25 protein-coding genes and 1 pseudogene are annotated in these 26,733 nt (G+C 68.4%); 20 read left to right on the top strand and 6 right to left on the bottom strand.

Annotated elements, in window-relative coordinates:
* The first annotated feature begins 8 nt into the window (after nt 1–8).
* Nucleotides 9–578 (top strand): N-acetylmuramoyl-L-alanine amidase, encoded by a 570-nt coding sequence (locus M2421_RS06510; RefSeq protein WP_259204282.1) that lies wholly within the window; start codon nt 9–11, stop codon nt 576–578.
* On the opposite strand, the gene M2421_RS06505 is transcribed toward M2421_RS06510, so the two are convergent.
* The 3 genes from M2421_RS06505 to M2421_RS06495 form a co-directional block, all read right to left on the bottom strand.
* A complete protein-coding gene (locus tag M2421_RS06505) occupies nt 579–1,484 on the bottom strand; it encodes a sulfurtransferase (protein WP_259204281.1) in 906 nt (301 codons plus the stop codon).
* Nucleotides 1,481–2,263: a CoA pyrophosphatase gene (locus M2421_RS06500; protein WP_259205022.1), complete on the bottom strand. Its 783-nt coding sequence runs from the start codon at nt 2,261–2,263 to the stop codon at nt 1,481–1,483. The genes M2421_RS06505 and M2421_RS06500 overlap by 4 nt, the downstream gene beginning before the upstream one ends.
* A 139-nt stretch (nt 2,264–2,402) precedes the next feature.
* Nucleotides 2,403–3,104, bottom strand: a complete 702-nt coding sequence (locus M2421_RS06495; RefSeq protein WP_259204280.1) for an FKBP-type peptidyl-prolyl cis-trans isomerase N-terminal domain-containing protein — start codon at nt 3,102–3,104, stop codon at nt 2,403–2,405.
* Between the two features lie 182 nt (nt 3,105–3,286).
* Between M2421_RS06495 and M2421_RS06490 the strand changes: the two genes are divergently transcribed.
* The 17 genes and pseudogenes from M2421_RS06490 to M2421_RS06410 form a co-directional block, all read left to right on the top strand.
* The gene (locus M2421_RS06490; protein ID WP_259205021.1) at nt 3,287–4,069 is read left to right on the top strand and encodes an enoyl-CoA hydratase-related protein; all 783 of its coding nucleotides are present in this window, start codon (nt 3,287–3,289) and stop codon (nt 4,067–4,069) included.
* A 3-nt stretch (nt 4,070–4,072) separates the two neighbouring features.
* Nucleotides 4,073–4,435 (top strand): hypothetical protein, encoded by a 363-nt coding sequence (locus M2421_RS06485; RefSeq protein ID WP_259204279.1) that lies wholly within the window; start codon nt 4,073–4,075, stop codon nt 4,433–4,435.
* Entirely contained in the window at nt 4,435–5,124 is a 690-nt protein-coding gene (gene nth, locus M2421_RS06480) for an endonuclease III (protein ID WP_259204278.1), read from the top strand. Before M2421_RS06485 ends, nth begins: the two co-directional genes overlap by 1 nt.
* Nucleotides 5,125–5,302: 178 nt before the next feature.
* Entirely contained in the window at nt 5,303–6,514 is a 1,212-nt protein-coding gene (locus M2421_RS06475; protein WP_259204275.1) for an OprO/OprP family phosphate-selective porin, read from the top strand.
* A gap of 265 nt (nt 6,515–6,779) precedes the next feature.
* The gene (locus M2421_RS06470; protein WP_259204274.1) at nt 6,780–7,556 is read left to right on the top strand and encodes a hypothetical protein; all 777 of its coding nucleotides are present in this window, start codon (nt 6,780–6,782) and stop codon (nt 7,554–7,556) included.
* Nucleotides 7,557–7,679: 123 nt separating this feature from the next.
* Nucleotides 7,680–8,699, top strand: coding sequence for a phosphate ABC transporter substrate-binding protein PstS (pstS, locus tag M2421_RS06465; protein ID WP_259204272.1), 1,020 nt, complete (start codon nt 7,680–7,682; stop codon nt 8,697–8,699).
* A gap of 910 nt (nt 8,700–9,609) precedes the next feature.
* On the top strand, nt 9,610–10,701 hold the full coding sequence (gene pstS, locus M2421_RS06460; protein WP_259204270.1) for a phosphate ABC transporter substrate-binding protein PstS: 1,092 nt from the start codon (nt 9,610–9,612) through the stop codon (nt 10,699–10,701).
* A 109-nt stretch (nt 10,702–10,810) separates the two neighbouring features.
* Nucleotides 10,811–11,779 (top strand): phosphate ABC transporter permease subunit PstC, encoded by a 969-nt coding sequence (gene pstC / locus M2421_RS06455; RefSeq protein WP_259204269.1) that lies wholly within the window; start codon nt 10,811–10,813, stop codon nt 11,777–11,779.
* Nucleotides 11,779–12,654 carry a phosphate ABC transporter permease PstA gene (pstA, locus tag M2421_RS06450; protein WP_259204267.1) on the top strand — a complete coding sequence of 292 codons (876 nt, stop codon included), beginning with the start codon at nt 11,779–11,781 and terminating at the stop codon, nt 12,652–12,654. Before pstC ends, pstA begins: the two co-directional genes overlap by 1 nt.
* Nucleotides 12,655–12,673: 19 nt before the next feature.
* Nucleotides 12,674–13,504, top strand: coding sequence for a phosphate ABC transporter ATP-binding protein PstB (pstB, locus tag M2421_RS06445; RefSeq protein WP_259205020.1), 831 nt, complete (start codon nt 12,674–12,676; stop codon nt 13,502–13,504).
* 35 nt (nt 13,505–13,539) lie between these two features.
* The gene (gene phoU, locus M2421_RS06440) at nt 13,540–14,244 is read left to right on the top strand and encodes a phosphate signaling complex protein PhoU (RefSeq protein ID WP_259204265.1); all 705 of its coding nucleotides are present in this window, start codon (nt 13,540–13,542) and stop codon (nt 14,242–14,244) included.
* Between the two features lie 132 nt (nt 14,245–14,376).
* Nucleotides 14,377–14,712: an RcnB family protein gene (locus tag M2421_RS06435; protein WP_259204264.1), complete on the top strand. Its 336-nt coding sequence runs from the start codon at nt 14,377–14,379 to the stop codon at nt 14,710–14,712.
* A gap of 147 nt (nt 14,713–14,859) precedes the next feature.
* The gene (locus M2421_RS06430; protein WP_259204262.1) at nt 14,860–15,216 is read left to right on the top strand and encodes a hypothetical protein; all 357 of its coding nucleotides are present in this window, start codon (nt 14,860–14,862) and stop codon (nt 15,214–15,216) included.
* A 58-nt stretch (nt 15,217–15,274) separates the two neighbouring features.
* The gene (locus M2421_RS06425) at nt 15,275–16,081 is read left to right on the top strand and encodes a DUF692 domain-containing protein (RefSeq protein ID WP_259205017.1); all 807 of its coding nucleotides are present in this window, start codon (nt 15,275–15,277) and stop codon (nt 16,079–16,081) included.
* Nucleotides 16,078–16,830, top strand: a complete 753-nt coding sequence (locus M2421_RS06420; protein WP_259204261.1) for a putative DNA-binding domain-containing protein — start codon at nt 16,078–16,080, stop codon at nt 16,828–16,830. Before M2421_RS06425 ends, M2421_RS06420 begins: the two co-directional genes overlap by 4 nt.
* A 128-nt stretch (nt 16,831–16,958) precedes the next feature.
* Nucleotides 16,959–17,546 (top strand): ribonuclease T, encoded by a 588-nt coding sequence (gene rnt / locus M2421_RS06415; protein ID WP_259205016.1) that lies wholly within the window; start codon nt 16,959–16,961, stop codon nt 17,544–17,546.
* Nucleotides 17,547–17,664: 118 nt separating this feature from the next.
* Nucleotides 17,665–17,799 (top strand): annotated as a pseudogene (locus tag M2421_RS06410) (ribonuclease T); the annotation flags it as partial.
* 220 nt (nt 17,800–18,019) lie between these two features.
* Here M2421_RS06410 and M2421_RS06405 read toward each other — a convergent pair.
* The 3 genes from M2421_RS06405 to M2421_RS06395 form a co-directional block, all read right to left on the bottom strand.
* On the bottom strand, nt 18,020–20,944 hold the full coding sequence (locus tag M2421_RS06405; protein ID WP_259205004.1) for a ligand-binding sensor domain-containing diguanylate cyclase: 2,925 nt from the start codon (nt 20,942–20,944) through the stop codon (nt 18,020–18,022).
* A gap of 249 nt (nt 20,945–21,193) precedes the next feature.
* Nucleotides 21,194–22,597 carry an ATP-binding protein gene (locus M2421_RS06400; protein ID WP_259204257.1) on the bottom strand — a complete coding sequence of 468 codons (1,404 nt, stop codon included), beginning with the start codon at nt 22,595–22,597 and terminating at the stop codon, nt 21,194–21,196.
* Nucleotides 22,594–23,322 carry a response regulator transcription factor gene (locus tag M2421_RS06395; RefSeq protein WP_259204255.1) on the bottom strand — a complete coding sequence of 243 codons (729 nt, stop codon included), beginning with the start codon at nt 23,320–23,322 and terminating at the stop codon, nt 22,594–22,596. Before M2421_RS06395 ends, M2421_RS06400 begins: the two co-directional genes overlap by 4 nt.
* Before the next feature lie 201 nt (nt 23,323–23,523).
* On the opposite strand from M2421_RS06395, the gene M2421_RS06390 reads away from it, so the two are divergent.
* Nucleotides 23,524–24,765, top strand: coding sequence for an efflux RND transporter periplasmic adaptor subunit (locus tag M2421_RS06390; RefSeq protein WP_259204253.1), 1,242 nt, complete (start codon nt 23,524–23,526; stop codon nt 24,763–24,765).
* Nucleotides 24,762–26,732: a MacB family efflux pump subunit gene (locus M2421_RS06385; RefSeq protein ID WP_259204249.1), complete on the top strand. Its 1,971-nt coding sequence runs from the start codon at nt 24,762–24,764 to the stop codon at nt 26,730–26,732. Before M2421_RS06390 ends, M2421_RS06385 begins: the two co-directional genes overlap by 4 nt.
* Nucleotide 26,733 lies beyond the last annotated feature (1 nt).

Below are 26,733 nucleotides of genomic sequence, written 5' to 3'. Positions count from 1 at the left end.
TTCGGCGCATGCCCGACCGCACCCCGCCACCGATCGCCCAGCAGCCCCTGCCCTACCAGGACAGTCTGCTCGCACGCGCCCCGGAACAGATCGACCTGGTGGTGATCCACTGCACCGAACTGCCCGACCTGGCGATGGCCCGCGCGTACGGCGAGCGCGTGCTGTATGCCAGCGGCAGCGGCAACAGCGGGCATTTCTACATCGACCGCGACGGCAGCATCGTGCAGTACGTCGCACTGGAGCGCGTGGCCCACCATGTCAGTGGGTTCAACCCGCGCTCGATCGGCATCGAGCTGGTCAACCGCGGGCGCTATCCGCACTGGCTGGACTCGCGCCACCAGGCCATGGACGAGGCCTACCCCGATGCGCAGATCGCCGCGTTGATCGACCTGCTGCAGCACCTGTGCCAGGCCGTGCCAAGCCTGCGCCACATCGCCGGCCACGAGTGGCTGGACACCCGCGAGGAAGTGGCCAGCGACGATCCCGAGCGGCGCGTGCCGCGCAAGCGCGATCCCGGCCCGTTGTTCCCCTGGCCGCGGGTCCTGGCGGCGGCACCGCTGCAGGAACTGCGCGGCTGATCAGGCGCCGGTGGCAACCGGGCGCGAGGCATCGCCGACCCAGCCGCTCCACGAATCAGCGTAGACCCGGGCACCGTGCAGGCCGGCCACTTCCATCGCCAGCAGCAGGTGGCAGGCAGTGACGCCCGAGCCGCACATCAACACCACCTGCTGCGGATCATGCGCGCCGATCAACGCTTGCAGGGCCGCGCGCAGCTCGGCCGCCTGGCGCAGGCGACCGTCGTGCACGTTCAAGGCGAAGGGCCGGTTGACCGCGCCAGGCACATGCCCGGCCACCGGGTCGAGCGGTTCCACCTCACCACGGAAGCGCTCGCCGGCGCGCGCGTCCAGCAACCAGCCGGGGGCGTGTTTCAGCCGTGCGGCGATCTCGTCCACCGAGGCGATCTGGCGTTGGTCGAAGCGGCCAGGGTAGGCCGGCAACGGCGCCACGTCCGGCAGCGCCGGGGTGAGCGGCTGCCCTGCCGCCGTCCATGCCGCCAGCCCGCCATCCAGCACCGCCACGCGGGTGTGCCCCAGCAGGCGCAGCAACCACCACAGCCGCGCGGCGGCCATGCTGCCGTCGCCGGCGTCGTACACGACCACCTGGGTGTCCGGCGCTATGCCCCAACGGCCGACGGTGGCCGCGAATGCGTCGCTGTCGGGCAGCGGGTGGCGGCCGTGGCCGACCTTGTCCATGTCGGCGAGGTCGCCATTGAGGTCGGCATGCAACGCGCCGGGAAGATGCCCCTGCGCATACGCCTGTGCGCCCGATGGGGGATCGGCCAGCGAGGACCGCGCATCCACCACGCGCACCGCGGTGCTGGCGGTGGCGCGCGCATCGATGACCCGGGTTCCGTCGCGGCCCAGCACGTCGGCAAGCGCGGCCGCATCGACCAGGGTAGTCCAGGTGGGAACGGCGGCATTCATTCGGTCTGCTCCAGGCGACGACGCAGGTTGTAGAGGATGGCGGCGGTCGCGCCCCAGATGCGCTGGCCGGGCCAGCCGTATTCGAGGACGTGGCGGACGCGGCCGCGGTGGTTGATCTCGATCTGGTGCAGGTTGGCCGGCTCCATCAGATAGGCCAGCGGTACTTCGAACACGTCGGCCACCTCTTCCGGTTGCGGTACCGCCACGAACGCAGGATCGATCACCGCCACCACCGGCATCACCCGGTAACCGGTGATGGTCACGAACGGATCCAGGTACCCCAGCACCTGCACCTGCCCGGGCGACAAGGCGATTTCTTCCTGGCTTTCGCGCAGCGCCGCGGCCACCGCATCGCGGTCGTCCGGCTCGGTACGTCCGCCGGGAAAACCGACCTGGCCCCCGTGCTGGCGCAGGGTTTCGGTGCGCCGGGTCAGGATCACCTGCGCGCCACTGGCGCGCGGCACGATGCCGGCCAATACCGCCGCCTCGACCGGCGGCCCCGGGGGCAGCAGGTCGCTCAGTTCGCTGCGGTTCCAGCCATCGCCAGCAGGCGGTTGATCGAGCGGGTGCAGCGCGCGCAGCAGGCGTTCGTGCTCCACCGGCGAGCCATGCAGTGCCTGCCGCAACTGCTCGCGCAGCGGCAGCGCGTGCTGCATGAGGTGGTCCTGTTCGTGTCGGCTCATGGTTGACCAGCGGGTGATTTCATCCACGCTGCGCAGGCAGCCCGCGCAGTATCCGGCGCGGTCCAGTGCGCAGAGGCCGATGCAGGGCGTGGGTATCGCATGGGTGGGACGTTCCGTGGGATTCACCGGGCAACAGTAGCGCGATTGGCGGGCGGATGCGGCGACGGCAGTGGATGCCGGAAACAAAAAACGCGCCGGTAGAAACTACCGGCGCGTTCTGGTTGACCGCTGTTGCTTACTTGACGCTGATCAGCTTGATTTCGAACTGCACGGCCACGTTCGGCGGGAACGGGGTGCGCGGGTCGGCACCGTAAGCCTGTTCCGGCGGCAGGGTGACTTCCCACTTCGAACCCGCCGGCATCTGCAGCAGCACTTCGCGCATGGCCTTCATTTCGACTTCGCTGACCTTGATCGACGGAATCTGCTGCGCCGGGCGCGCATCGGTCGGACGGGTGCCATACGGGTACGGGCCGGCGACTTCCAGCTGCACGGTGCTGGCCTGGGTCGGCTTGGCGCCCTTGCCGGCTTCGATCACGCGGTACTGCACGCCGCTCGGCAGCGCCTGCACGCCGGCCTTGGCCTTGTTGGCGGTCAGGAACTGGGTGCTCTTGGTCTTGTTTTCAGCGGCAGCCTTTTCGTACTCGGCCTTGGCGGCCTGGGCACGACCCTGCTCACGCTTCTGGAAGGCTTCGACGGCCGGCTTCAACTGCTCAGCCGTGATCGACGGCTGCTTCTTGGCGTAGGCATCCTGCAGGCCCTTCACCACCGAGTTGATGTCCAGCTGCTCGCCACGCGAGGTGAGTTCAGCCAGGTTGTTACCGTAGTCGTAACCGAAGTAATAGCTCAGCTTGCCCTTTTCGGACGAGGTGTCCTGGGCGAAGGCATTGCCCGTCAGGGCCAGGGCCGCGACGGCGACCGCGATAGAACGCAACTTCATCAAACTTTTCTCCAGGGGTGGTAACTCAGGACGCGTTGGGCCGCCCTGAGGCGACGGGTTAGGATAGCCGCCGCAACGTTGAACCGCCACTAACGACGCAGGCTCTGACCTGACTTCGTTTCAAGAGTTCAACATCACTTTTTTTTAACGTTTTCAGGAGCCCCGCCGTGGTCGACGCCCCCATCGCCCCCGCCCCGGTCCAGATCGCCGACGACGGCGCGGTCCGCACCGTCACCGTGAACCGCCCGGACAAGCTCAACGCGCTCAACCGCGCCACCCTGGAGGCCCTGGACGCCGCGTTTGCAGACGCCGCCGCCGACCCGGGCGTGCGCGTGGTGGTGCTGACCGGGGCCGGGCCGAAGGCCTTCGTCGCCGGCGCCGACATCGCTGAAATGAACGGATTGAGCCCGGTTCAGGGACGTGACTTCTCCCTGCTGGGCCAGCAGGTGATGCGCCGCATCGAACGCATGCCCAAGCCGGTACTGGCCCGGATCAACGGTTTTGCGCTGGGCGGCGGCCTGGAACTGGCCATGGCCTGCCACCTGCGCATCGCCGCGGACACGGCCAACGTGGGCCAGCCGGAGATCAATCTGGGATTGATCCCCGGCTTCGGCGGCAGCCAGCGCCTGCTGCGCCTGTGTGGCCGCGCCGCCGCGCTGGAACTGTGCCTGCTGGGCAGCCCGATCAACGCCGCACGCGCCCTGCAGCTGGGCATCGTCAATGAAGTGGTGGGCGTGGAGGCACTGGACGCACGCGTGGCCGCACTGGCGTCGCAATTGGCCACGGCCGCGCCGCTGGCGCTGCGCGGCATTCTTGACGCGATCCACGTCGGCGGCGAATGCGCGCTGGGCGAAGGGCTGGAGTACGAGAGCGCGCAGTTCGGTCTGATGTTCGCCACCGAAGACATGCGCGAAGGCACCGCGGCGTTCCTTGCCCGGCGCCCGCCGGTGTTCCAGAACCGCTGAACCATGCCGCACGCCGATCCCGCCCTGCCCGCGCGCCTGCTGCACCTGGTGCTTGAAGACGACCTCGACGCCGCGCTCGACGCCGGGCTGATGGACTACGTGCCGCAGCCCGGTGACGTCGACCTGCTGCCCGGACACCCCGACCTGCCGGCGCGCCTGTTGCATGCCCAGCAACAATTGCAACGCGCCTGGGCCGCGCGCGAACGCTACCGCCAGCGCAGCCAGCGGCTGGCGCGTCGCGCCGCCGAACGGGACGCGCGGCGTGCGCCCCCCGCGCCCACCCCTGCATTGAAACCCGCCCTGCCGCCCGCCGCCGCCGCGATCCTGGCGCGCGCCAAAGCCAAGGCCGCCGGAAAAATCCCTTGATGAGTACCGTGAAGACATCCGCGCCGGCCAAGCCTGCGCCGCGCAGCGCGCGCATGCCCCGGGCCGACGTGGTCGAAATGTTCACGCGCCTGCGCGAACTCAACCCGCACCCGAAGACCGAACTGGAGTACAGCTCGCCGTTCGAACTGCTGGTCGCCGTCACGCTGTCGGCGCAGGCCACCGACGTGGGCGTCAACAAGGCCACGCGCAAACTGTTCCCGGTGGCCAACACGCCGCAGGCGATCCTCGACCTGGGCGAGGACGGCCTGAAGAAATACATCGCCACCATCGGGCTGTACAACGCCAAGGCCAAGAACGTGATCGCCGCCTGCGCGCTGCTGGTGCAGCAGCACGGTGGCGAGGTGCCGCGCGACCGCGCCGCGCTGGAAGCGTTGCCCGGGGTCGGGCGCAAGACCGCCAACGTGGTGCTCAATACCGCGTTCGGCGAGCCGGTGATGGCCGTGGACACCCACATCTTCCGCGTCTCCAACCGCACCGGGCTGGCCCCGGGCAAGGACGTGCGCGCGGTGGAGGACCTGCTGGTGAAGGTGATCCCGGCCGAGTTCCTGCTCGATGCCCATCATTGGCTGATCCTGCACGGGCGTTATGTGTGCAAGGCGCGCAAGCCGGACTGCCCGCAATGCGTGATCCGCGACCTGTGCCGGTTCAAGCAGAAAACCGCCGCCTGAGGCGCGGTCGCGACTGCCATATCCGCGCAACCCGGCCGTCATCTGCGTCGGGCATCAATGGCGGGCCCTGACGTGGCTGGGCCCCGGCCGGCCGTCGGTTTGTCCGAAACTGTCATATTTACGCAATCTTCACTAACTAGCCTGCGCAGCAACTTCCCACCTGCCTGCAAGGCTCTCCATGAAACTGCATCGCCAACTCCTGACTGCGGCCGTTGCGGCTGCGCTGTTCGTCCCGGCTGCACACGCCGAAGTGGCCATCGACGTGATCGGCGGCTCGGAGATCACCTTCGAAGGCCTGGTCCAGGCTGACGGCAACTGGTTCGACAACGACCTGACCGACCTCAACGGCGGCGATGCCGGCAACGGCAAGGACAGCGAGTTCGAACTGCGCCGCGCCGAGCTGGTGCTCAAGGGCAAGGGCCCGGGCAACATCGAGTGGGTGGTTGGCTACGACGCCAAGGCCGACAAGTTCCTGGACACCAACCTGAAGTACAAGCTGGCCGGCAATGCCAACCACTTCGTGCAGTTCGGCCAGTTCAAGCAGCCCAACAGCCTGGAAGAACTGTCCAGCACCAAGAACAACGACTTCATCTCCAAGGCCGCGGTCACCAACACCTACGCGGTGGCCCGTCGCCTCGGCGGCGCCTACAGCATCGGCGACAACAACTGGTCGGTCACCGCCAGCGCCTTCGGTCGCGAGCTGACCCGCAACCTGGCCCACGGCAGCGGCTACGGCGCGCGTGGCACCTGGGCACCGATCAACGACAAGGGCCAGGTCCTCCACTTCGGCCTGAGCTATGTCGACTACGACACCGACGCGGACACCCTGCGCGTGCGCGCCCGTCCCAACGCCGACCTGGCCACCGCACGCCTGGTCGACAGCGGCAACCTGGTCGACACCGACCGCGTCAGCACGATCGGCGCCGAAGCGATGTACATCGGCGGCCCGTTCAAGGCCCAGGCCGAGTACTACACCAGCAAGGCCAAGCGCTACGCGCACGACAACTACAGCAGCGACGGCTACTACGTCAGCGGCCTGTGGAACATCAGCGGCGAGACCTGGGGCTACAAGGGCGGCACCCCGACCACCGGCCTGCCGGACGAGCCGGGCCGTGGCATGTGGCAGCTGGGCGCGCGCTACGACCACATGGACCTCAACGACGGCAACCTGGCGGCCAACCCGGTCGCCGGTCGCCCGCCGATCGTCGATGGCGTGCTGGGCGGCAAGATGGACATCTGGACCGTGGGCGTGAACTACTACTGGCGCTCCAACACCAAGTTCGCCCTGAACTACGTGATGGTGGACAGCAAGAAGTACAGCTCCACCGCCCGCACCTTCGTCAACGACGACCCGAACATCCTCGAAGCGCGCCTGCAGTTCTTCTGGTAAGCGTTGCGGCAAAGGTGTGACAGAAAGGGCGCAGCTTGGGCTGCGCCCTTTTTTGTGCCCCTGTAGAGCCACCCGATGGGTGGCTGCGCTCCGCTCAGGCACCGCGTGCAGCCACCCATCGGGTGGCTCTACCTGTCCGGCACCGCGTGCAGCCACCCATGGGGTGGCTCTACTGTCCGGCACCGCGTGCAGCCACCCATGGGGTGGCTCTACCGCCGCGGAATGCGCGGGTATGCTGGGCGCCCCTGCCCATGGATGGAATCCGATGCGTATCGCCCTGTCGCTGTTGCTGGCCGCCGTGTGCGGCGCTGCCCTGCCCGCCCACGCGCAGGACTGCCACGACGCCCGGGCGGCGGCGGAGGAGGCGTACGTGGGGCGGGCGGACAACGTGCTGCCCGATCGCCTCGGCTACAGCCGCGACACCGCCGCCAGCGTCTGCCGTCGATGGCCGGCGCGCCCCGAGCTGACCCTGCTGGCAACGCCGGTGTGGCGCGATGGCGGCGACAACGATTCTCGCGATGGCGATGTGGAGGTCATGGTGATCGACAGCGACACGCTGGCACCGCGCGCGTGGACGGTGCTGCCCGGTGCGCTGGACAGCGATGCGATCTTCTTCGACGGCATGCAGCTGGATACCGCGCGCTACCAGCTCGCGCCCGGCACGCTCGCCTTCGGGCTGCGCGTGCAGCGACGCAATGGTTCCGGCCCCAATCCCTTCAGCGAAGAGCAGTTGCAGCTGCTGGCACTGCAGGCAGGCGCGCTGCGCGTGCTCGGCGCACCGATCGTCGTGCGGCGGTTCCAGGCCGAATGGGACACGCGCTGCGCCGGTGAGTCCACCGAGGTGTCACGCACCGTGGCGGTCGGCCCCCAGGCAAGGAACGGCCTGGCCGACCTGGTGCTGCGCGAACGCCGGGTCAGCACGCGCAGCTGGATGGACGGCGAAGACTGTCACGACCAGGACACGCCGGTGGAAGGCGAGCGCCGCGTGCTGCGCTATGACGGTCGCCAGTACACGGTTCCGGCGGCCTTGCAGCCGCTGTGACCGGCACCCCGGGATGCATGTAACCAGGCCGTCATATGACAGTCGCTGCACTGTCATCGAATGGTTATGGAATGAGCGCCGGGCGGGACACCCCGCACCGTCATCCATCCCAGGAGCCACCCCGTGATCCACGCCTTCAAGTCGCGCGCCGCCGTTGCCGTCCTCGCCGCGTCGTCCGTGTTCGCCGCCAACGCCGCCGATGTGACCGGCGCGGGCGCCTCGTTCATCTACCCGGTCATGTCCAAGTGGTCGGCCGACTACAGCACCGCGACCGGCAAGAAGGTCAACTACCAGTCGATCGGTTCCGGCGGCGGCATCGCCCAGATCAAGGCGGCGACCGTTGATTTCGGCTCCTCCGATGCCCCGCTGAAGCCGGAAGAACTGGCGGCGGCCGGCCTGGCCCAGTTCCCGTCGGTGATCGGCGGCGTGGTGCCGGTGATCAACGTGGCCGGCATCGCCCCGGGTGCGCTGAAGCTGGATGGCCCGACCCTGGGCAACATCTTCCTGGGCAAGATCAAGACCTGGAACGACCCGGCGATCGCCGCGCTGAACCCGGGCGTGAAGCTGTCCGACGGCAAGATCACCGTGGTGCACCGCTCGGACGGTTCGGGCACCACCTTCAACTTCGTCAACTACCTCTCCAAGGTCAACCCGGAGTGGAAGAGCAAGGTCGGTGAAGGCACCTCGGTGCAGTGGCCGGTCGGCATCGGTGGCAAGGGCAACGAAGGCGTGGCCGCTTACGTGAAGCAGATCAAGGGCGGCATCGGCTATGTCGAACTGTCCTACGCGCTGCAGAACAAGATGTCCTACGCGGCGATGAAGAACGCGTCGGGCAAGGTGGTGCTGCCGAGCGATACCTCGTTCGCCGCCGCGGCCGCCAGCGCCGACTGGGCCAGCGCGAAGGACTTCTATCTGGTCATGACCAACGCCCCGGGCGCCGACGCATGGCCGATCACCGCCACCAACTTCATCCTGGTGCGCAAGCAGCCCAAGAACGTCGCCAACGCCAAGGCCACCCAGGACTTCTTCCGCTGGATCTACAAGAGCGGCGATGCCCAGGCCAAGCAGCTGGACTACGTGCCGCTGCCGGACACCCTGGTCAAGCAGATCGAGACCTACTGGTCGCAGAACCTGAAGTACTGAGTACCCCTTGCAGGTGCCGACCGCGGGTCGGTACGCAGGGCGGGTAACAACGAGGCAATGGCGGCGGCAGGTCCTCTCTCCCCCTGCCGCCGCCGGGCGCGGATCGAAAGATCCGCGCCTTTTCTTTTTGTGGTTCTTTTCTTTTAAAAACGGAAAGCGCAGAGCAGAGCCGAGCAGAAAACGTCGTGCTGTGTTGGCTCCGGGGGCTGGGCGGGTGGGGGTGGGTAGCCGGGGCACGCTGCAAGTACGTCCATGCAAGCTCCACCACCGCATCCATGCGATGGAGGCCCCCCACCCGCCCCGACAGTTTTCCGGTTCTCACAGGGGAGCAGACGCGCTGCCTCATGCAAGTCACGTGTTTGGGAATGCGACCGCTCCGACGTCAGTGACCGTGTGGTTGGCTCTGGTAGTGGTTGTTGGCTGTGGTTGTTGGTAGTGCCCATGGCCACCGGCCCACTGTCTGGGGCGGGGGTGTGTGGGTTCGCGGGACCGTCGTACGCCATGGATGGCGTACGCGAGCTTACAAGGATGTACTTGCAGCGTGTCCCGCGAACCCACACACCCCCGCCCACCCAAGCCGCACCCTGCACCCGCCGCTTCCCGCTTCCCGCTTCCCGCTTCCCGCTTCCCGCTTCCCGCTTCCCGCTCCAGGATTTTGGGCAACCCCAAGCCCCAAGGGCCAACCCAGCACGTAGTTGCCGCGTGCCCCCCCACACCCCACACCCCCGCCCAGCCAAGGCGCACCCTGCACCCCGCGCTTCATGCGTACCGCTTTGGGATTTTGGGGAAACCCACGCCCCACAAGCCCTCCACGTGCCCCAGGTCACACCGTCATACGGCTGTAACAAAAACATCATTTCATAGCAGCGTCGCCGGAGAGACCGGCCCCTATCCCGCTACGGAGTGACGCATGAAACTGCACACGGCTGGCTTGACCGCCCTTTCCCTGGCCATCGCGCTGGGCCTTTCCGCCTGCAAGCCGGGCGCCGAAGGCCAGGCCGGCGCGCCGGCCACCGATGCTCCCGCCGCGGCCCCGGCCGCCGGCGACAAGCTCACCGCCGAAATCTCCGGCGCCGGCGCGTCCTTCATCTTCCCGCTGGTGTCCAAGTGGTCGGCCGACTACAACACCGCCACCGGCGCCAAGATCAACTACCAGTCCATCGGCTCCGGCGGCGGCATCGCCCAGATCAAGGCCGGCACCGTCGACTTCGGCTCCACCGACAAGCCGCTGAGCAGCGAAGAACTCGCCCAGGCCGGCCTCGGGCAGTTCCCGTCCGCCATCGGCGGCGTCGTCCCGGTCGTCAACATCGAAGGCCTCGACGCCGGCAAGCTGCGCCTGAGCGGCGCGCTGCTGGCCGACATCTTCCTGGGCAAGGTCAAGACCTGGAACGACCCGGCCATCGTCGCCGCCAACCCGGGCGTGAAGCTGCCCGACGGCAAGATCACCCTGGTCCACCGTTCGGATGGCTCGGGCACCACCTTCAACTTCTCCAACTACCTGTCCAAGGTCAGCCCGGACTGGAAGAGCAAGGTCGGCGAAGGCACCTCGGTGCAGTGGCCCGACGGCGTCGGCGGCAAGGGCAACGAAGGCGTGGCCTCCTACGTGAAGCAGATCAAGGGCTCGATCGGCTACGTCGAACTGGCCTACGCCCTGCAGAACGGCATGCCGTACGCCTCCATGCAGAACGCCGCCGGCAACTGGGTCCAGCCGACCGCCGAGACCTTCGCCGCCGCGGCCGCCAGCGCCGACTGGGCCAGCGCCAAGGACTTCAACCTGGTCATCACCAATGCCCCGGGCGACCAGGCGTGGCCGATCACCGCCACCAACTTCATGCTGATGCACAAGCAGCCCAAGGATGCGCAGCGCAGCAAGGACACCCTGGCGTTCTTCAAGTGGGCCTTCGAAAACGGCCAGAAGCAGGCCAACGAACTGCACTACGTGCCGCTGCCGGCCGAACTGGTGACCCAGATCGAGGCGTACTGGACCGCTGAATTCAAGTGATCCGGAGCGGACCCGCGCACTGCGCGGGTCCGCTGCTTCGCACCATGCCACCGTTCTGCCAGGCCCGGCCTGGCACTACCTCACCTCATTTTGGGCCCCAGCCTTTGCCATGAATGCCATTGCCCAGCCAGTCCCCGCACCGTCCACCCGCGACCTGCGCGATGCCCGCAACGACAAGCTGTTCCGCTGGGTGCTGATCGCCACCGTCATCCTGGTGCTGGCCGCCCTGGCCTGCGCTGCGCTCTCGATGCTGTGGGGCGGTCGCCATGCCCTGCAGGAACAGGGCCTGAGCTTCTTCTACTCCTCCGAATGGAATCCGGTCGAGAACAAATTCGGCGCCCTCGCCCCGATCTACGGCACCCTGGTCACCGCGTTGATCGCGATGGTCATCGCCGTACCGGTGAGCTTCGGCATCGCCTTCTTCCTCACCGAGGTGGCGCCGCGCTGGTTGCGCGGGCCGATCGGTACCGCGATCGAACTGCTGGCCGGCATCCCCTCGATCATCTACGGCATGTGGGGCCTGTTCGTGCTGGTCCCGGTGATGACCGAGTACGTCACGCCCACGCTCAACGAAACCCTGGGCGAGTGGCCGATCATCGGCCCGCTGTTCCAGGGCCCGCCGCTGGGCATCGGCGTGCTCACCGCCGGCTTCGTGCTGGCGATCATGGTCATCCCCTTCATCTCCTCGGTGATGCGCGAAGTGTTCCTCACCGTGCCGACCCGCCTGAAGGAATCGGCGTATGCGCTGGGCTCCACCAAGTGGGAAGTCAGCTGGGACATCGTGCTGCCCTACACCCGCTCGGCGGTGATCGGCGGCATCTTCCTCGGCCTGGGCCGCGCGCTCGGCGAAACCATGGCGGTGGCCTTCGTGATCGGCAACAGCGTGCGCCTGTCGCCGTCGCTGCTGGAGCCCGGCACCACCATCGCCGCGCTGATCGCCAATGACTTCGGCGAAGCCACCGAAACCTACCGCTCGGCGCTGCTGCTGCTCGGCTTCGTCCTGTTCATCGTCACCTTCGTCGTACTGGCGATCGCCCGCCTGATGCTGATGCGTCTGTCCCGCAAGGAGGGCAACTGATGTCCGCCGTCGTCAACACCGCTTCCCAGCCGCTGTACCTGCGCCGCCGCATCGTCAACGTGGTCGCGCTGCTGTTGTCCTGCCTGACCGCCCTGTTCGGCCTGTTCTTCCTCGGCTGGATTCTGTGGACGCTGGCCTCCAAGGGCCTGGCCGGGATCAACCTGGACCTGTTCACCAAGATGACACCGCCGCCGATGCAGGACGGCGGCCTGGCCAATGCGTTCTTCGGCAGTGCCGTGATGTGTGGCCTGGCGATCGCGATCGGCACCCCGCTCGGCGTGCTCGCCGGCACCTGGCTGGCCGAGTACGGCAACTTCCGCAAGGCCGGCACGGTGGTCCGCTTCGTCAACGACATCCTGCTGTCGGCGCCCTCCATCGTGCTGGGTCTGTTCGTCTACACCCTGTACGTGATGCAGACCGGCGGGCAGTTCTCGGCCTTCGCCGGTGCGCTGTCGCTGGCCTTCATCGTGCTGCCGGTGGTGGTGCGCACCACCGATGAGATGCTGCGCCTGGTGCCCTCGCAGATGCGCGAAGCGGCGCTGTCGCTGGGCATCCCGCAGTGGAAGGTGACCGTGCAGGTGCTGTACCGCAGTGCCGCCGCCGGCATCGTCACCGGCATCCTGCTGGCGCTGGCCCGCATCTCCGGCGAGACCGCCCCGCTGCTGTTCACCGCCTTCGGCAACCAGTACTGGAACAGCAACGTGTTCCAGCCGATGGCCTCGGTGCCGGTGGTGATGAACCAGTTCGCCGGCAGCCCGTATGAATCCTGGCAGACGCTGGCCTGGGCCGGTGCGCTGGTGCTGACCGTGTTCGTCCTGCTGGTCAGCCTCTCCGCGCGCGGCATCCTGCTGCGCAACCGTATCTCCCATGACTGACCTTTCCGCGGACCTCGCCATGAACGACCTCTCCAACGCCGTGCCGATGCAGCGCATCGTGGTCCCGGCCTCGCATGAAAGCCTGCAGACCCCGGCGCCGATCAAGCTGGCCGCGCGCGGGCTGGACTTCTACTACGACAAATTCCACGCCCTGAAGAACATCGAGCTGGAAATCCCCGAGAAGCGCGTCACCGCGCTGATCGGCCCGTCCGGCTGCGGCAAGTCCACCCTGCTGCGCATCTTCAACCGCATCTACGCGCTGTACCCCAAGCTGGAAGCGCGCGGCGAAGTGCTGCTGGACGGGGAGAACATCCTCTCGCCGAAGTACCCGATGAACCGCCTGCGCAGCAAGGTCGGCATGGTGTTCCAGAAGCCGGTGCCGTTCCCGATGACCATCTTCGAGAACGTCGCCTACGGCATCCGCCACCACGAAAAGCTGTCCAAGGCCGACATGACCGTGCGCGTCGAACAGGCGCTGCGCCAGGGCGCGCTGTGGGACGAAGTGAAGGACAAGCTCAACCAGAGCGCGCTGGGCCTGTCCGGTGGCCAGCAGCAGCGTCTGTGCATCGCCCGCGCCGTGGCCCTGCGCCCGGACGTCCTGCTGCTGGACGAACCGACCTCGGCGCTGGACCCGATCTCCACCAGCCGCATCGAGCAACTGGTCGAAGAGCTCAAGCACGATTACACCATCGTCATCGTCACCCACAACATGCAGCAGGCCGCGCGCGTGTCCGACTACACCGCCTTCATGTACCTGGGCGACCTGATCGAACACGACCGCACCGAAGTGATCTTCTCGCAGCCCAGCAAGCAGCAGACCGAAGACTACATCACCGGCCGCTTCGGCTGATTCCGGCCCGCCCACGAACCTCTGGATAGAACCGCATGAGCATTCCCAACGACCACATCGTCAAAAGTTACGACGAAGAGCAGCAGCGCCTGGTGGCCGAGATCGTGCGCATGGGCGAGATGGCCGTCGCCCAGCTCGAGGCGTCCATGGACGTCATCGAAAAGCGCGACGACCACGCCGCCCATCGCATCATCGCCAACGATGAAGCGATCGACGCGCTGGAACAGCAGATCAGCCACGACGTGATGCGTCTGGCGCTGCGTGGCCCGATGGCCCGCGACCTGCGCGAGATCCTCGCCGGCCTGCGCATCCCGGCCGACATCGAACGCATCGGCGACTACGCCGCCAACGTGGCCAAGCGTTCGATCGCGCTGAGCAAGGTGCCGCCGCTGCCGCAGATCGAAGGTCTGCGCTCGCTTGGCCGGCTGGCCGCCGAGCAGGTTCGCCGCGCCATCCAGGCCTACCGCGACAACGACGCCGCCGCCGCCCTGGCCCTGCGCGATGACGACGCGCGCCTGGACGCGCAGTACACCGCGCTGTTCCGCGAGCTGCTGACCTACATGATGGAAGACCCGCGCAACATCACCCCGTGCACGCACCTGCTGTTCATGGCCAAGAACCTGGAGCGCGTGGGCGACCATGCCACCAACATCGCCGAGAACGTGTGGTTCCTGGTGCACGGCGAGCAGGTGCTGCCGCCGCGCGCGAAGGCCGACGAAACCAGTGGCGAACAGTTGTAAGCCGTTCGCCCCGCCCGATACACGTCGTTACAGGCCGATACCCGCGTATCGGCCTTTTTAATTGCCTGTTCATGCAGAAAATCCGAGTCTGGAGCTGCGGTTGAAACCCACCGCTCCCGGAAGGATCTCCCCATGAAACGCCTGCTCGCCGCCACCTTGTCGTTGACCCTTCTCGCCAGCGGATCGGCCTTTGCCGGCCCTGACCACCACCCCGATCGCGACAACCGCGACCGCCACGGGCAACAGGACCGCAACCACGCCAACCCGCGCGGCCACGACCGGCACGAGCCGCCCCGTCGCGGTGGCCACCTCCAGCGCGACCATCGCGGCGACTACGTGCGCGACTACAAGCGCCACGGCCTGCGCGCGCCTGGCCGTGGCCAGCAATGGCGCCATGTCGATGGCCGCTACGTGCTGATCGCCGCCGCCACCGGGCTGATCGCCGACGTGGTGCTCAACGGGCGCTGAGCCCGGGCCGTTGGTGTGATCTCCAGGAGCGCCGGGCAACCGGCGCTTCTTTCGTTTGGGGACCGCCCGGATGTTCCCCACGCGCCGCCAATCCGGCATGCTCCGCAGGCCTCTCTCCGGCCCCGTGCCCTTCCAAGGATTCCCTGCATGAACAAGACCCGCCCCCGCATCGGCCTGCTGACCTGCGCCACGTTGGCCGGCAGCCTTGGCATGAGCGCGACCGCATCGGCGCTGTCGATGACCGATCTGGTGCAGGGCTATGCCCTGGCCACGCAGGCCGCGCCGAAGACGGCCGACAAGGCGGCCGAGGGCAAATGCGGGGAAGGCAAGTGCGGCGCCGGCACGACCACGGCGGCGGCCGGCAAGGGCGCCGAGGGCAAATGTGGCGAAGGCGCGTGCGGGGCCGACAAGGGCAAGACCAGACCCGCCCCGGCGCCCAGGGCGGGCGACAGGAAGGGGGCCGAAGGCAAGTGCGGCGAAGGCAAGTGCGGTGCCAGGCACTGACCCCAGCGCTGAACCCGCCGCCCTTGGCCCAGCGTCGCTGCCCGCGGCGGCGGTGGGGCTGGGGCTGCGCCGCGCGCTGCTCGATGACCTGGACCGTGCACCGGCCGGCGACATCGACTTCCTCGAATGCGCGCCGGAAAACTGGATCGGCCTGGGGGGCATCTGGGCCGAGCGCCTGCAGGCACTCGGCGCACGCTATCCCCTCACCTGCCATGGGCTGTCGCTGTCGCTCGGCGGCAGCGCACCGCTGGACATGGATTTCCTCGACCAGGTAGACCGCTTCCTGCGCCGGCACCAGGCGGTGCTGTACAGCGAACACCTCAGCTACTGCAGCGACGACGGCCACCTCTACGACCTGCTGCCACTGCCGTTCACCGAGGAAGCCGTGCGCCACACCGCCCACCGCATCGCCCAGGTGCAGGACCGCCTCGGGCGCCGGATCGCGGTGGAGAACGTATCGACCTACCTCACCCCGCACGCGGCGATGAGCGAGCTGGACTTCACCCGCGCGGTGCTGGCCGAGGCCGACTGCGACCTGCTGCTGGACGTCAACAACGTCTACGTCAACGCCACCAACCATGGCTTCGATGCCAGCGCCTTCCTTGCCGGCCTGCCCGCCGAGCGCGTGGTGTGCATGCACGTCGCCGGCCACTTCGATGCGGCGGCCGACCTGAAGATCGATACCCATGGCAGCCCGGTGACCGATCCGGTCTGGGCCCTGTTGCGCGACGCCTGCGCCCGTTTCGGGCCGCGCCCGACCCTGCTCGAACGCGATTTCAATATCCCGCCCTATGCAGAGCTGCGCCAGGAACTGCACCAGGTCCGGCGCATCCTCGACCGCAGCGCAGGTGAGGTGGCGGCATGAGCGACACCCTGCGCGCGCAGCAGTGGGCCCTGACCGCGCACCTGCGCGATCCGCAGCACCAGCCGGCCCCGGCCGGGCTGGACGAGACACGCCTGCAGGTCTATCGCGACCTGCTGTTCAACACCCTGCAGGCGCTGTTGGCCGGCAGCTTCCCGGTGCTGCTGCAGGTGCTGGACGACGACGAATGGGCGGCGCTGTGCCGACGCTATTTCGTCACATACCGCTGCGCCTCACCGCTGTTCACCGAGGTGGCGGCCGAGTTCGTCGCCTGGCTGCAGGCGGTGGACGATCTGCCCCGGCCGTTTCTTGCCGAACTGGCGCATTACGAATGGGTCGAACAGGCCTTGCAGGGCCTGGATGCGTCACCGTTGCCGGCGCCGGAGCCGGGCATGGATCCGTGGTCGACCCGGCTGCGACGCGCGTCGCTGGCCTGGCCGCTGGCTTACCGCTGGCCCGTGCCGCAGCTGGGCCGCGCTTGCCAGCCGGCTCTCGCGCCCGTGCAGCCCACCTTCCTGCTCGCACGCCGCGCGCCGGACGGCACCGTCGTGTTCTCCCAGTTGAGCGCGCTGGCCTGGCAACTGCTGGAGCAGATGGACACCGCCCTACCCCGCAGCGGCGCCGAGCACCTGCAGCACCTGGCAGACCAGCATGGCCTGGCCCTGCCGGATCTGGAACCGGACGGTCGCGCGCTCCTAGCGCAACTGCTTGCCGCTGGCGTGATCGGCGCCGAACAGCCGGCCGGTTGCTGACACGCAGCCGGCCCTGAAACGGCCCGTTCAAGCTGCTCTGGTAGACTGCCGCGATGACCGAAGACCTCCCCCAGCCCGCCGCGACCGCCGCGGACGCCACTGTTTCGCCCTCCCTCGCCCAGCGTTTGATGGCAACCCGCTTCCGGGGCTTCCTGCCGGTGGTGATCGACGTGGAGACCGGTGGCTTCGACTGCAACCGCAACGCGCTGCTGGAAATCGCCGCGGTGCCGATCGAAATGGACGACAACGGCCTGCTCTACCCCGGCCAGACCGCCAGCGCGCACGTGATCCCGGCCGAAGGCCTGGAGATCGACCCGAAGTCCCTGGAGATCACCGGGATCATCCTGGACCACCCGTTCCGCCTGGCCAAGTCCGAGAAGGACGCGCTGGACCACATCTTCGCCCCGGTCCGGGCAGCGGTGAAGAAGTACGGCTGCCAGCGCGCGATCCTGGTCGGCCACAACGCGCACTTCGACCTGGGTTTCGTCAACGCCGCGGTCAACCGGGTGGGTCACAAGCGCAACCCGTTCCACCCCTTCAGCGTATTCGACACGGTGACCATGGCCGGCATCGCCTACGGCCAGACCGTGCTCGCACGCGCGGCCACCGCCGCAGGCCTGGGCTGGGATGCCGACGAGGCGCACAGCGCCGTCTACGACACCGAGCAGACCGCCAAGTTGTTCTGCACCATCGCCAACGCGTGGCCGCGACCGTAGAGCCGACCGTTGGTCGGCTGCTCTTGAACGCCAACCGCCTGCACATCCCCATCGCGCGCAGCCGACCAACGGTCGGCTCTACCGGTGTATCGATCACCGCGCGCAGCCGTCCACGGTCTATGGCCAGACCGTGCTCTTACGCGCGGCCACCGCCGCGGGCCTGGGCTGGGATGCCGACGAAGCGAACAGCGCGGTGTACGACACCGAGCAGACCGCCAAGCTGTTCTGCACCATCGCCACCACGTGGCCGTGACCGTAGAGCCGACCGTTGGTCGGCTGCTCTTCAGCGCCAACCGCCTGCACATCCCCCATCGCGCGCAGCCGACCAACGGGCGGCTCTACGGGTATATCGATCATCTCGCGCAGCCGACCAACGGTCGGCTCTACGGGTGTATCGATCATCGCGCGCAGCCGACCAACGGTCGGCTCTACGGATGTATCGATCACTGCGCGCAGCCGGCCAGCGGTCGGCTCTACCCGATTGCGGTGCGGTCCCGTCCCTCGCTCTTGGCGCGGTACAGCGCACGGTCGGCGCGCTGGTAGAGCAGCATCGGGGTGCGGTCGGCGGCATCCAGTTCGACCAGGCCGGCGCTGAAGGTCACCTTCAGGCCCGGCACGCCGGCCCAGTCCGGATGGTCATGGAACAGCCCGCGCAGGCGCGCGCAGACCTGCGCCGCTTCCGCCAGGCGGGTGTCGTTGAGCAGCAGGGTGAACTCTTCGCCACCGGTACGCGCCGGCATGTCCGAGTCGCGACAGGCCGAGGCGATCACCCGCGCCACTTCAACCAGCACCACGTCGCCCACGCTGTGGCTGTGCTGGTCGTTGACCTCCTTGAAGTGGTCGATGTCCAGCACCACCAGGCACAGCGGGTGGCCACTGCGCTGCGAGCGGGCGAAATCGCGGGCCAGCGCCTCGTCGAATGCGCGCCGGTTGGGCAGCCCGGTCAACGCGTCCTCGCGCGCCTGGCGCCCGAACTGCTCGGCCTGCACCGCCAGGCGGTCGGCCAGTTCGGTCTTTTCCTGGTTCAGGGCCTGCAGGTTGACCGTCTGCGCCTGCAGGTCGCGGGTGGCCTCGTCCACCATCCGCGCCAGGCGGATGTTGCTGGCCTTGTAGCGGTTGATCAGGTAGCGGTACAGCGCGACCAACCCGGCCAGCAACAGCAGGGCGGCGATCGCCTGCACGCTGCGGCGCTGCCACAGGAATGGTTCGACGGTGAACTCCCACACCGCTTCGCTGTCGCTCCAGCTACCGCCCGGGTGGGCCGCCGATACGTGCAGGGTGTAGTCGCCGGGCGGCAGGCCGATGAACTCCACGCTGCGCTGCTGGCCGCGCTCGATCCAGCCGTTGTCCAGGCCGGCCAGGCGGGTGCGGTAGCGGATCCGCTCGGACATCAGATAGCTCAGGCCGACATAGCTCACGCTGAGCCGGCGCCCACCGGGAATGCGGTTGTGGTCGCTGCCCTGCCAATGCAGTGGCTTGCCATCCACCAGCACGTTCTCGATCACCGCCGGCGGGGCGAGGCGCTCGCGGAAGCGCTGCAGGCGCAACGGGTCGACCATGCTCAGGCCACCGGCGGTGACCACCCAGAACGTGCCGTCCTGACGCAGCAGCGCCGACGGCCCGGAACTGCCGTTGGCCTGCGAGTTGGCCATGCCGTCGATTTCGTTGTAATGCTCCACCTCGACCCGCTTGGCGCGGCCATCGGCGACCTGGTTGAGCATGGCCATGTCGGTGCGCAGCACGCCCCGGTTGCTGCTGATCCAGACATTGCCGACCCGGTCGGGCACCAGCTGGAAGACCGTGTCCACCGGCATCCCCTGCTCCAGGCCGACCCGCGCCAGCGTGCCGTCTTCCCAGCGGTACAGGCCGCGATCACTGCTGATCCACATCGCATCGCCGATCTGCTGGAAACCGAACACGCTGCGCCCGCCTCCCAGCGGGGCCAGGTCGATGCTCTGCACGTGGTCGCCGCGCAGCACCTTGATGCCTTCGATGGTGCCGATCCACAACGCGCCATCGGCGTCGTGCGTCATCGCCGTGATCAGTCCACCGGGCATCCCCGGCAGCTCGGGCACGTGCACGCCGCTGCGGTCGATCCGCACCACGCCCTTCTGGGTACCGGCCCACACCGCGCCGGCGCGGTCCACGCTCATCGCGCGGATGTTGCCGCCGGGCAGGCCATCGGCCGTGCCGTAGATGCGCAGCGTGCGCCCGTGCGAGTCCAGGCGGAACACGCCATCGCCGAAGGTGCCCACCCACAGGTCGCCGTCGTGGTCCTGGGCCAGGCTCAGCACCGAGGGAGTCTTGCCGCCACTGTTGTGCAGCCGTACCGGCACGAACCGGCCCTGCGCATCGCGCCGGTCCAGGCCGTTGGCGCTGCCGATCCACAGTTGCCGGTCCTGGTCCTCCAGCACCGTGCGCACGTAGTCGCCGCTGAGCCCATCGCGCTCGGTGAAGCTGCTGAACAAGGTCTCGCGCAAGCGGTACAGGCCGCCGTTGGCGCCCACCCAGATGCTGCCTTCGGCGTCTTCGCGCAGGCTCACCACCCGCCCTCCGGGCAGCGACAGCCCGTTCGGCAGGCGCTCGAGCCCATGCCGCGACAAGCGCAGCAGGCCCTGGTTCTCGGTGCCCAGCCACAGGTCGCCGTGCCGGTCCTGCAGTATCGCGGTGATATGCATCACCCCGGGCAGGCGGTGCTGCAGCTGCGGCAGGCCGTCCTGCATGCGGTAGACGCGCTCGCCGGCCACGATCCACATCACCCCGTCGGGCGCGCGGTACGGCCACACCAGGCCGCGGCCCAGCCCGAAGCTCTCCGGGGCGCGGCGCAGCACGCCGTCGTTGTCGCGCACCACCAGGCCATCCAGCGTGCCCACCCATACCCGGTCCTGCGCATCCACCACCAGCTTGGTGAAGCTCATCGCCATCGGCACGTCCGCCGGTGGCTTCTGGTACTGGAAGGTGCCGTCCGCGCCGAGGCTGCCGATGCCCTGGCCCTCGTACAGCAGCCACAGGCGCCCGTGGCTGTCCATCTGCATCGCCTGGATCAGGACCTCCGGCGCGCCCGGGGCATGTTCGAACACCTGCCAGCGCCCGTCGGTGCCGCGCCGGGTGACGTTGCCGCGCGAGTCGCTGATCCACAGCGCGCCGGCGCGATCGACGAACAGCGCGCCCACGCCGTTATCGCGCAGGCCCGGCTTGGTGCTGCGGTCGAAGACGGTGAAATCCAGGCCGTTGTAGCGCACCAGGCCTTCCCACGTGGCGAACCACAGGTGGCCTTCGGGCGTCTGCGCGATGTCGCGCAGCGAGTTGTGCGGCAGGCCGTTGCGCGAGGTCCACACATCGATGGCGTAATCGCGCAGCGGCGGTGGCCCGTCCTGGGCCGACAGCGGCCAGGACATCAGCCCGCACAGGCACAGCCACAGCAACGCCGCGCCGACGCGCTGCAAGACCTTTCGTTGTGCCGGCCGCCACCGGCTACCGCCTCCCCCTTGGCCCATCGATCAGGACCAGCCGGGGTGGGCAGGACAGCAGGCAACAGGCGGCGATGCACTCCAATGGCAACCGACGGGCAAAGACGCGCTCATGCAGGACAACGCGGTGGGGTTGCCCATAGTAGGCAAAACCGCACCACTTTGTGTCCACGTCGTTCAGGCGTGGCGGGTGCCGCTGGCCCGCAGGCTGGCCGGCCACTCCACCACCGCCTCCAACCCGCCCTTCGGGTGGTTGCGCAGCTTCAGCCGGGCACCGTCCTTCTCGGCCAGGGCGCGGGCGATGGTCAGGCCCAGGCCGGCACCGCCGGTCGCGCGCGAGCGCGAGGTCTCCAGCCGCACGAACGGGTCGAACACCGCCTCCAGTTCGTCCTCGGCCAGGCCCGGGCCGCTGTCGCGGATGCGGACCACCACCTTGTCCGCGTCCTGCTCCACGCTGACCCGGGCCGATTGGCCGTAGGTAACTGCGTTGTCGACCAGGTTGGAGAACAACCGGTGCATGGCCAGCGGGCGCAGCATCAGCACCGCGCCGCTGGGCCGGTCGAAGCGCACGTCGGCACCGGCTTCCACCGCGTCCTCCACGATGCTCTCCAGCAGCGAATCCAGGTCCAGCGCGGCGCGCTGCTCGGCGCTCTCGGCACTCCGGGCCAGCTCCAGGCCCTCACGGATCAAGGCCTGCATGGCCGCCAGGTCGCCGATCAGGCGCTCGCGCAGGGCTTCATCGCCCACGTTCTCCAGCCGCAACCGCAGCCGGGTCACCGGGGTCTGCAGGTCATGGGTGATGGCCGCCAGCATCTGGGTGCGCTCCCCCAGGTGGCGCTGCAGGCGCTTCTGCATGGCATTGAAGGCCTCGGCGGCGCGCTGTACCTCCAGCGGCCCGGTCACCGGCATCGGCGCGCCCTGCAGGTCATCGCCGAGCGCGGCCGCCGCGGCGGCCAGGCGCTGCAGCGGCGCGCTGGCCATGCGCGCGACCACGTAGGCCAGCACCGCGATGGCCAGCACCAGCAGGCTCAGGAACAGCGGGTCGACGGCCAGGATGCCGTTGTGCGCCACCGCCGGCGAATCCAGCGCGAGCTGCAGCGGGGTGCCATCGCTCAGGCGCAGCGCCACCATCCGGCACTTGGGCGGGATGAAGGCGGGGTCACTCTCGCGCGGCGGGCCATTGCGCGGCTTCTTCGGGTGCGGCAGCTCGGGCAGCCGCGGCAGGCAGGAGCGGAACGAAGTGAAGGCAACCTGGCTGCTGGCCACCGGCCCGGGGCGGTCGTCCAGCACCTCCATCAGCGCGGTGTCCGGGCGCCCGACCCGCGCGCCGGGCGGCAGCCGCCGCACGCTGGGGCCCCCGCTGTCGAGCAGGCGGTCGCGCAGCTCGGGGTTGCCGTCGAGCATGTTGACGAAGCCCTGCAGCCGGTCGGCGATGCGATTGAGGTTCTGTCGCTCGAACTCCTGCTGCCGCTTGGCGCTGGCCAGCATCGTCGCGCCGATCGCGGCCACGCTCATGCCCAGCAGCAGGATCACGAACAGGCGCCCCACCATCGAGGCGAAGAACCGGCCCAGGCGTCTCATTCCAGGGTCACCGCCGTGGCCAGCACGTACCCTTCATTGCGCACGGTCTTGATCAACCCGTCGCTGCCGCCATCGTCGGCCAGCTTGTTGCGCAGCCGGCTGACCTGCAGGTCGATCGCGCGGTCCTGGGATTCGTAGCTGCGGCCACTGCTCAGCGCCACCAGCTGTTCGCGCGAGAGCACCTTGTTGGCGTGCCCCACGAACACCCGCAGCAGCCGGAACTCGGCACCGGACAAGACCACCACGCGGCCATCCGGATCCAGCAGGTGGCGGTGCTCCAGGTCGAAGATCCAGTGCGAGAAGCGCGCGCGCCGGATCGCCAGCGGCTCCAGGTTGGCCGGCAGCGCTTCGGTGCGGCGCAGCACGTTGCGGATGCGCGCCAGTAGTTCGCGCGGCTCGAACGGTTTGCCCAGGTAGTCGTCGGCCCCCATTTCCAGGCCCAGCACGCGGTCGATCGGCTCGCTGCGCGCGGTGAGCATGATCACCGGCGTGCTCGAGCGCGCGCGCAGGTCGCGGCACAGGGTCAGGCCATCTTCGCGCGGCAGGTTGAGGTCGAGCACGATCAGGTCCACGTGCTCGCGCTCGAGCACCTGGCGCATGGCCTGGCCATCGCTGGCGGTGCTGACCTGATAGCCGGCACGGCCGAGCTGTTCGGCCAGCAGGTGGCGGATGTCGTGGTCGTCGTCGACGATCAGCAGTCGATGCATCGGATTGAGAGTCTCCATGCGGCCATGATCCCCTGTCGGGAGCTGAACCGCATCCAGTGGTTTGCGTACGCGTGTTTCAAACAAGCCGCTCGACACACAACGACATAAGAAAGCCACGCTGCGGTTACGCCCCGACACATGATGAGTGTTGAGCCAGCGCGGAGGGGTCTTCACAATGCTGACAACGCCGCACGCCGGCCTGCCGAGTAGACGATCATCGTGAAGCCCCGCCTGCCCACCACCCGTCGCGGCCGCCTGCTGCTGTCGATCATCGTCCTTGTCGCGGTGGCCGCGATTGTCGCATGGTACCTGCGCAAGCCGGCTGCCCCGGCCCTGGCCACCACCGCGGTCACCCGTGGCGACATCGAGCAGACCGTGGAAGCCACCGGCGTGATCGACGCCTACAAGCTGGTCAGCGTGGGTGCGCAGGCCTCCGGCCAGATCAAGTCGTTGAAGGTACAGCTGGGCGATACCGTCAAGGAAGGCGACCTGATCGCCGAGATCGACGCCACCACCCAGCAGAACCAGGTGCTCAACGCCCAGGCCACGCTGGACCAGGTCAAGGCGCAGCGCGCGGTGCAGCAGGCCAGCCTGCGCGAAGCCGAGCTGGAGTTCGCGCGCCAGCAGCAGATGCTGGCCGCCGAGGCCACCTCGCGTGCCGAGTACGACGCCGCCGACGCCAAGCTGAAGACCGCCCGCGCGCAGATCCAGTCCTACGACGCGCAGATCAAGGGCCGCGAGACCGAACTGGCCACCGCCCGCGCCACCCTGTCCTATACCCGCATCACCGCGCCCATGGATGGCACCGTGGTCGCCGTGGTCGCCGAGGAAGGGCGCACGGTGAACGCCAACCAGACCGCGCCGACGATCGTGATGCTGGCCCGCCTGGACCTGGTCACGGTCAATGCCGAGGTCTCCGAGGCGGACGTGGTCAAGATCAAGGCCGGCATGCCGGTGTACTTCACCACGCTGGGCGAGCCGGATCGCAAGTACCACGCCACCCTGCGCCAGATCAATCCGGCGCCGGCCTCGATCGCCAACGACAGTTCGTCCAGTTCCAGTGCGTCCAGTTCCAGTTCCAGCAGCGCGGTGTACTACAACGCGTTGTTCGACGTGGAAAACCCGGACGGCAGCCTGCGCATCGACATGACCGCGCAGGTCTCGGTGATGCTCAAGCAGGCCAAGGGCGTGCTGACCATCCCGGCGGTGGCGCTGGGCCCGAAGACCCGCGATGGCCAGTACATGGTGCGCGTGGCCGACGCCGACGGCATGCCGGCCCCGCGCAAAGTCAGGATCGGCATCAACAACGGCGCCACGGCCGAGGTGCTGTCCGGCGTGGAGGAAGGCGAGAAGGTGGTGGTCGGCGAAGGCGGCGCGGCCGCGGCCGGCAGTGGCGGCGGCGGTGGCCGCGGCGCCCAGGTCCGCATCGGTGGCCCGGGCATGGGTGGACCGCGTCGATGAGCCCGGCGTCGAAGGACATGCCACTGCTGCGCCTGCGCGACCTGCGTCGCGAGTTTCCCGCCGGCGATGAGACCATCGCCGTGCTGCGCGACGTCAACCTGGACATCGCCGCCGGCGAGATCGTCGCCATCGTCGGCCAGTCCGGCTCCGGCAAGTCCACCCTGATGAACATCCTTGGCTGCCTGGACCGCCCCACCCGCGGCAGCTACCAGGTGGCCGGCCGCGAGACCGGCAGCATGCTGCCGGATGAGCTGGCCGAACTGCGCCGCGAGCATTTCGGCTTCATCTTCCAGCGCTATCACCTGCTCGGCGACCTCGACGCGCGCGGCAACGTGGAGGTGCCGGCTGTGTATGCCGGCAGCCCCGCCCCCGTGCGCACCGCGCGCGCCGAACAGCTCCTGCAGCGGCTGGGCCTGGGCGATCGCATGCAGCACAAGCCCGGCCAGCTTTCCGGTGGCCAGCAGCAGCGCGTGTCGATCGCCCGGGCGCTGATGAACGGTGGCGAGGTGATCCTCGCCGACGAGCCGACCGGCGCGCTGGACACCCGGTCCGGCGAGGAAGTGATGGGCATCCTCGGCGAGCTGCATGCCGAAGGCCACACCATCATCATCGTCACCCACGACATGAGCGTGGCCGAGCACGCCCAGCGCATCATCGAGATCCGCGACGGTGAAATCATCGCCGACCGCGCCAATCCCAACGCACCGACCTATCGCGCCCAGCGCGACGCCACCGTGGCCGCCGGCAAGGGCCACAGCTGGCGCGCCGCGCGCGACCGCTTCACCGAGGCATTCCGGATGGCCTTGCTGGCGATGAATGCCCATCGCCTGCGCACGTTCCTGACCATGCTCGGCATCATCATCGGCATCGCCTCGGTGGTCTCGGTGGTGGCCCTGGGCAATGGGTCGCAGCAGCAGATCCTGCAGAACATCAGTGCGCTGGGCACCAACACCATCGACGTCTACTCCGGGCGCGGCTTCGGCGACATGCGCTCGGCGCGCGTGCAGACCCTCAAGGCCAGCGATTCGGACGCGCTGGCACGGCAGAGCTATGTGGACAGCTCCACCCCGAGCGTCTCCTCCTCGGTCACCGCGCGCTACCGCAACCAGTCGGCCACCGCGCAGGTAAGTGGCGTGGGCGAGCAGTTCTTCCGGGTCAAGGGCGTCACCCTCAGCCAGGGCAGCTTCTTCGATGGCGATGCGGTCAAGGGCCTGGCCCAGGTGGCGGTAATCGACGAGAACACGCGCACCCAGTTCTTCCCCAACGGCGCCGATCCCATCGGCCAGGTGATCCTGCTCGGCAACGTGCCGGTACGGGTAATCGGCGTGGCGCAGCGACAGAGCTTCGGCTTCGGTGGCAGCACCAGCCTGGGCGTGTGGGTGCCTTACACCACGGTGATGTCGCGCATGCTCGGCCAGAGCTATGTATCCAGCATCACCGTGCGCGTGGATGACAGCACCCCGATGGATGCAGCGCAGGCGGCGATTTCCAAGCTGCTGATCATGCGCCACGGCACCGAGGACTTCTTCCTCAGCAACAGTGCCGAGATCCGCGAGACCATCGAGCAGACCACCCGCACCATGACCCTGCTGATCAGCGCGATCGCCGCGATCGCTCTGCTGGTGGGCGGCATCGGGGTGATGAACATCATGCTGGTGTCGGTGACCGAGCGCACCCGCGAAATCGGCGTGCGCATGGCCGTGGGCGCGCGACAGAGCGACATCCGCCAACAGTTCCTGATCGAGGCGGTGCTGGTGTGCCTGCTCGGCGGCCTGCTCGGCGTGGGCCTGTCGCTGCTGGTGGGCTGGCTGTTCGGCAAGTTCGCCCCGGATTTCCAGATGGTGTACTCGACCGCGTCGATCGTCGCGGCCTTCGCCTGCTCCAGCCTGATCGGCGTGGCGTTCGGCTTCCTTCCGGCGCGCAATGCCGCCCAACTTGATCCCGTGGAGGCGCTGGCGCGCGAATGAT

Origin of the sequence: Stenotrophomonas sp. BIGb0135 (assembly GCF_024810105.1) — a bacterium.
Taxonomy (GTDB): domain Bacteria; phylum Pseudomonadota; class Gammaproteobacteria; order Xanthomonadales; family Xanthomonadaceae; genus Stenotrophomonas; species Stenotrophomonas maltophilia_AB.
Note: the sequence above shows the minus strand (reverse complement) of the source record. Positions and strands in the feature narration are given on the sequence as shown.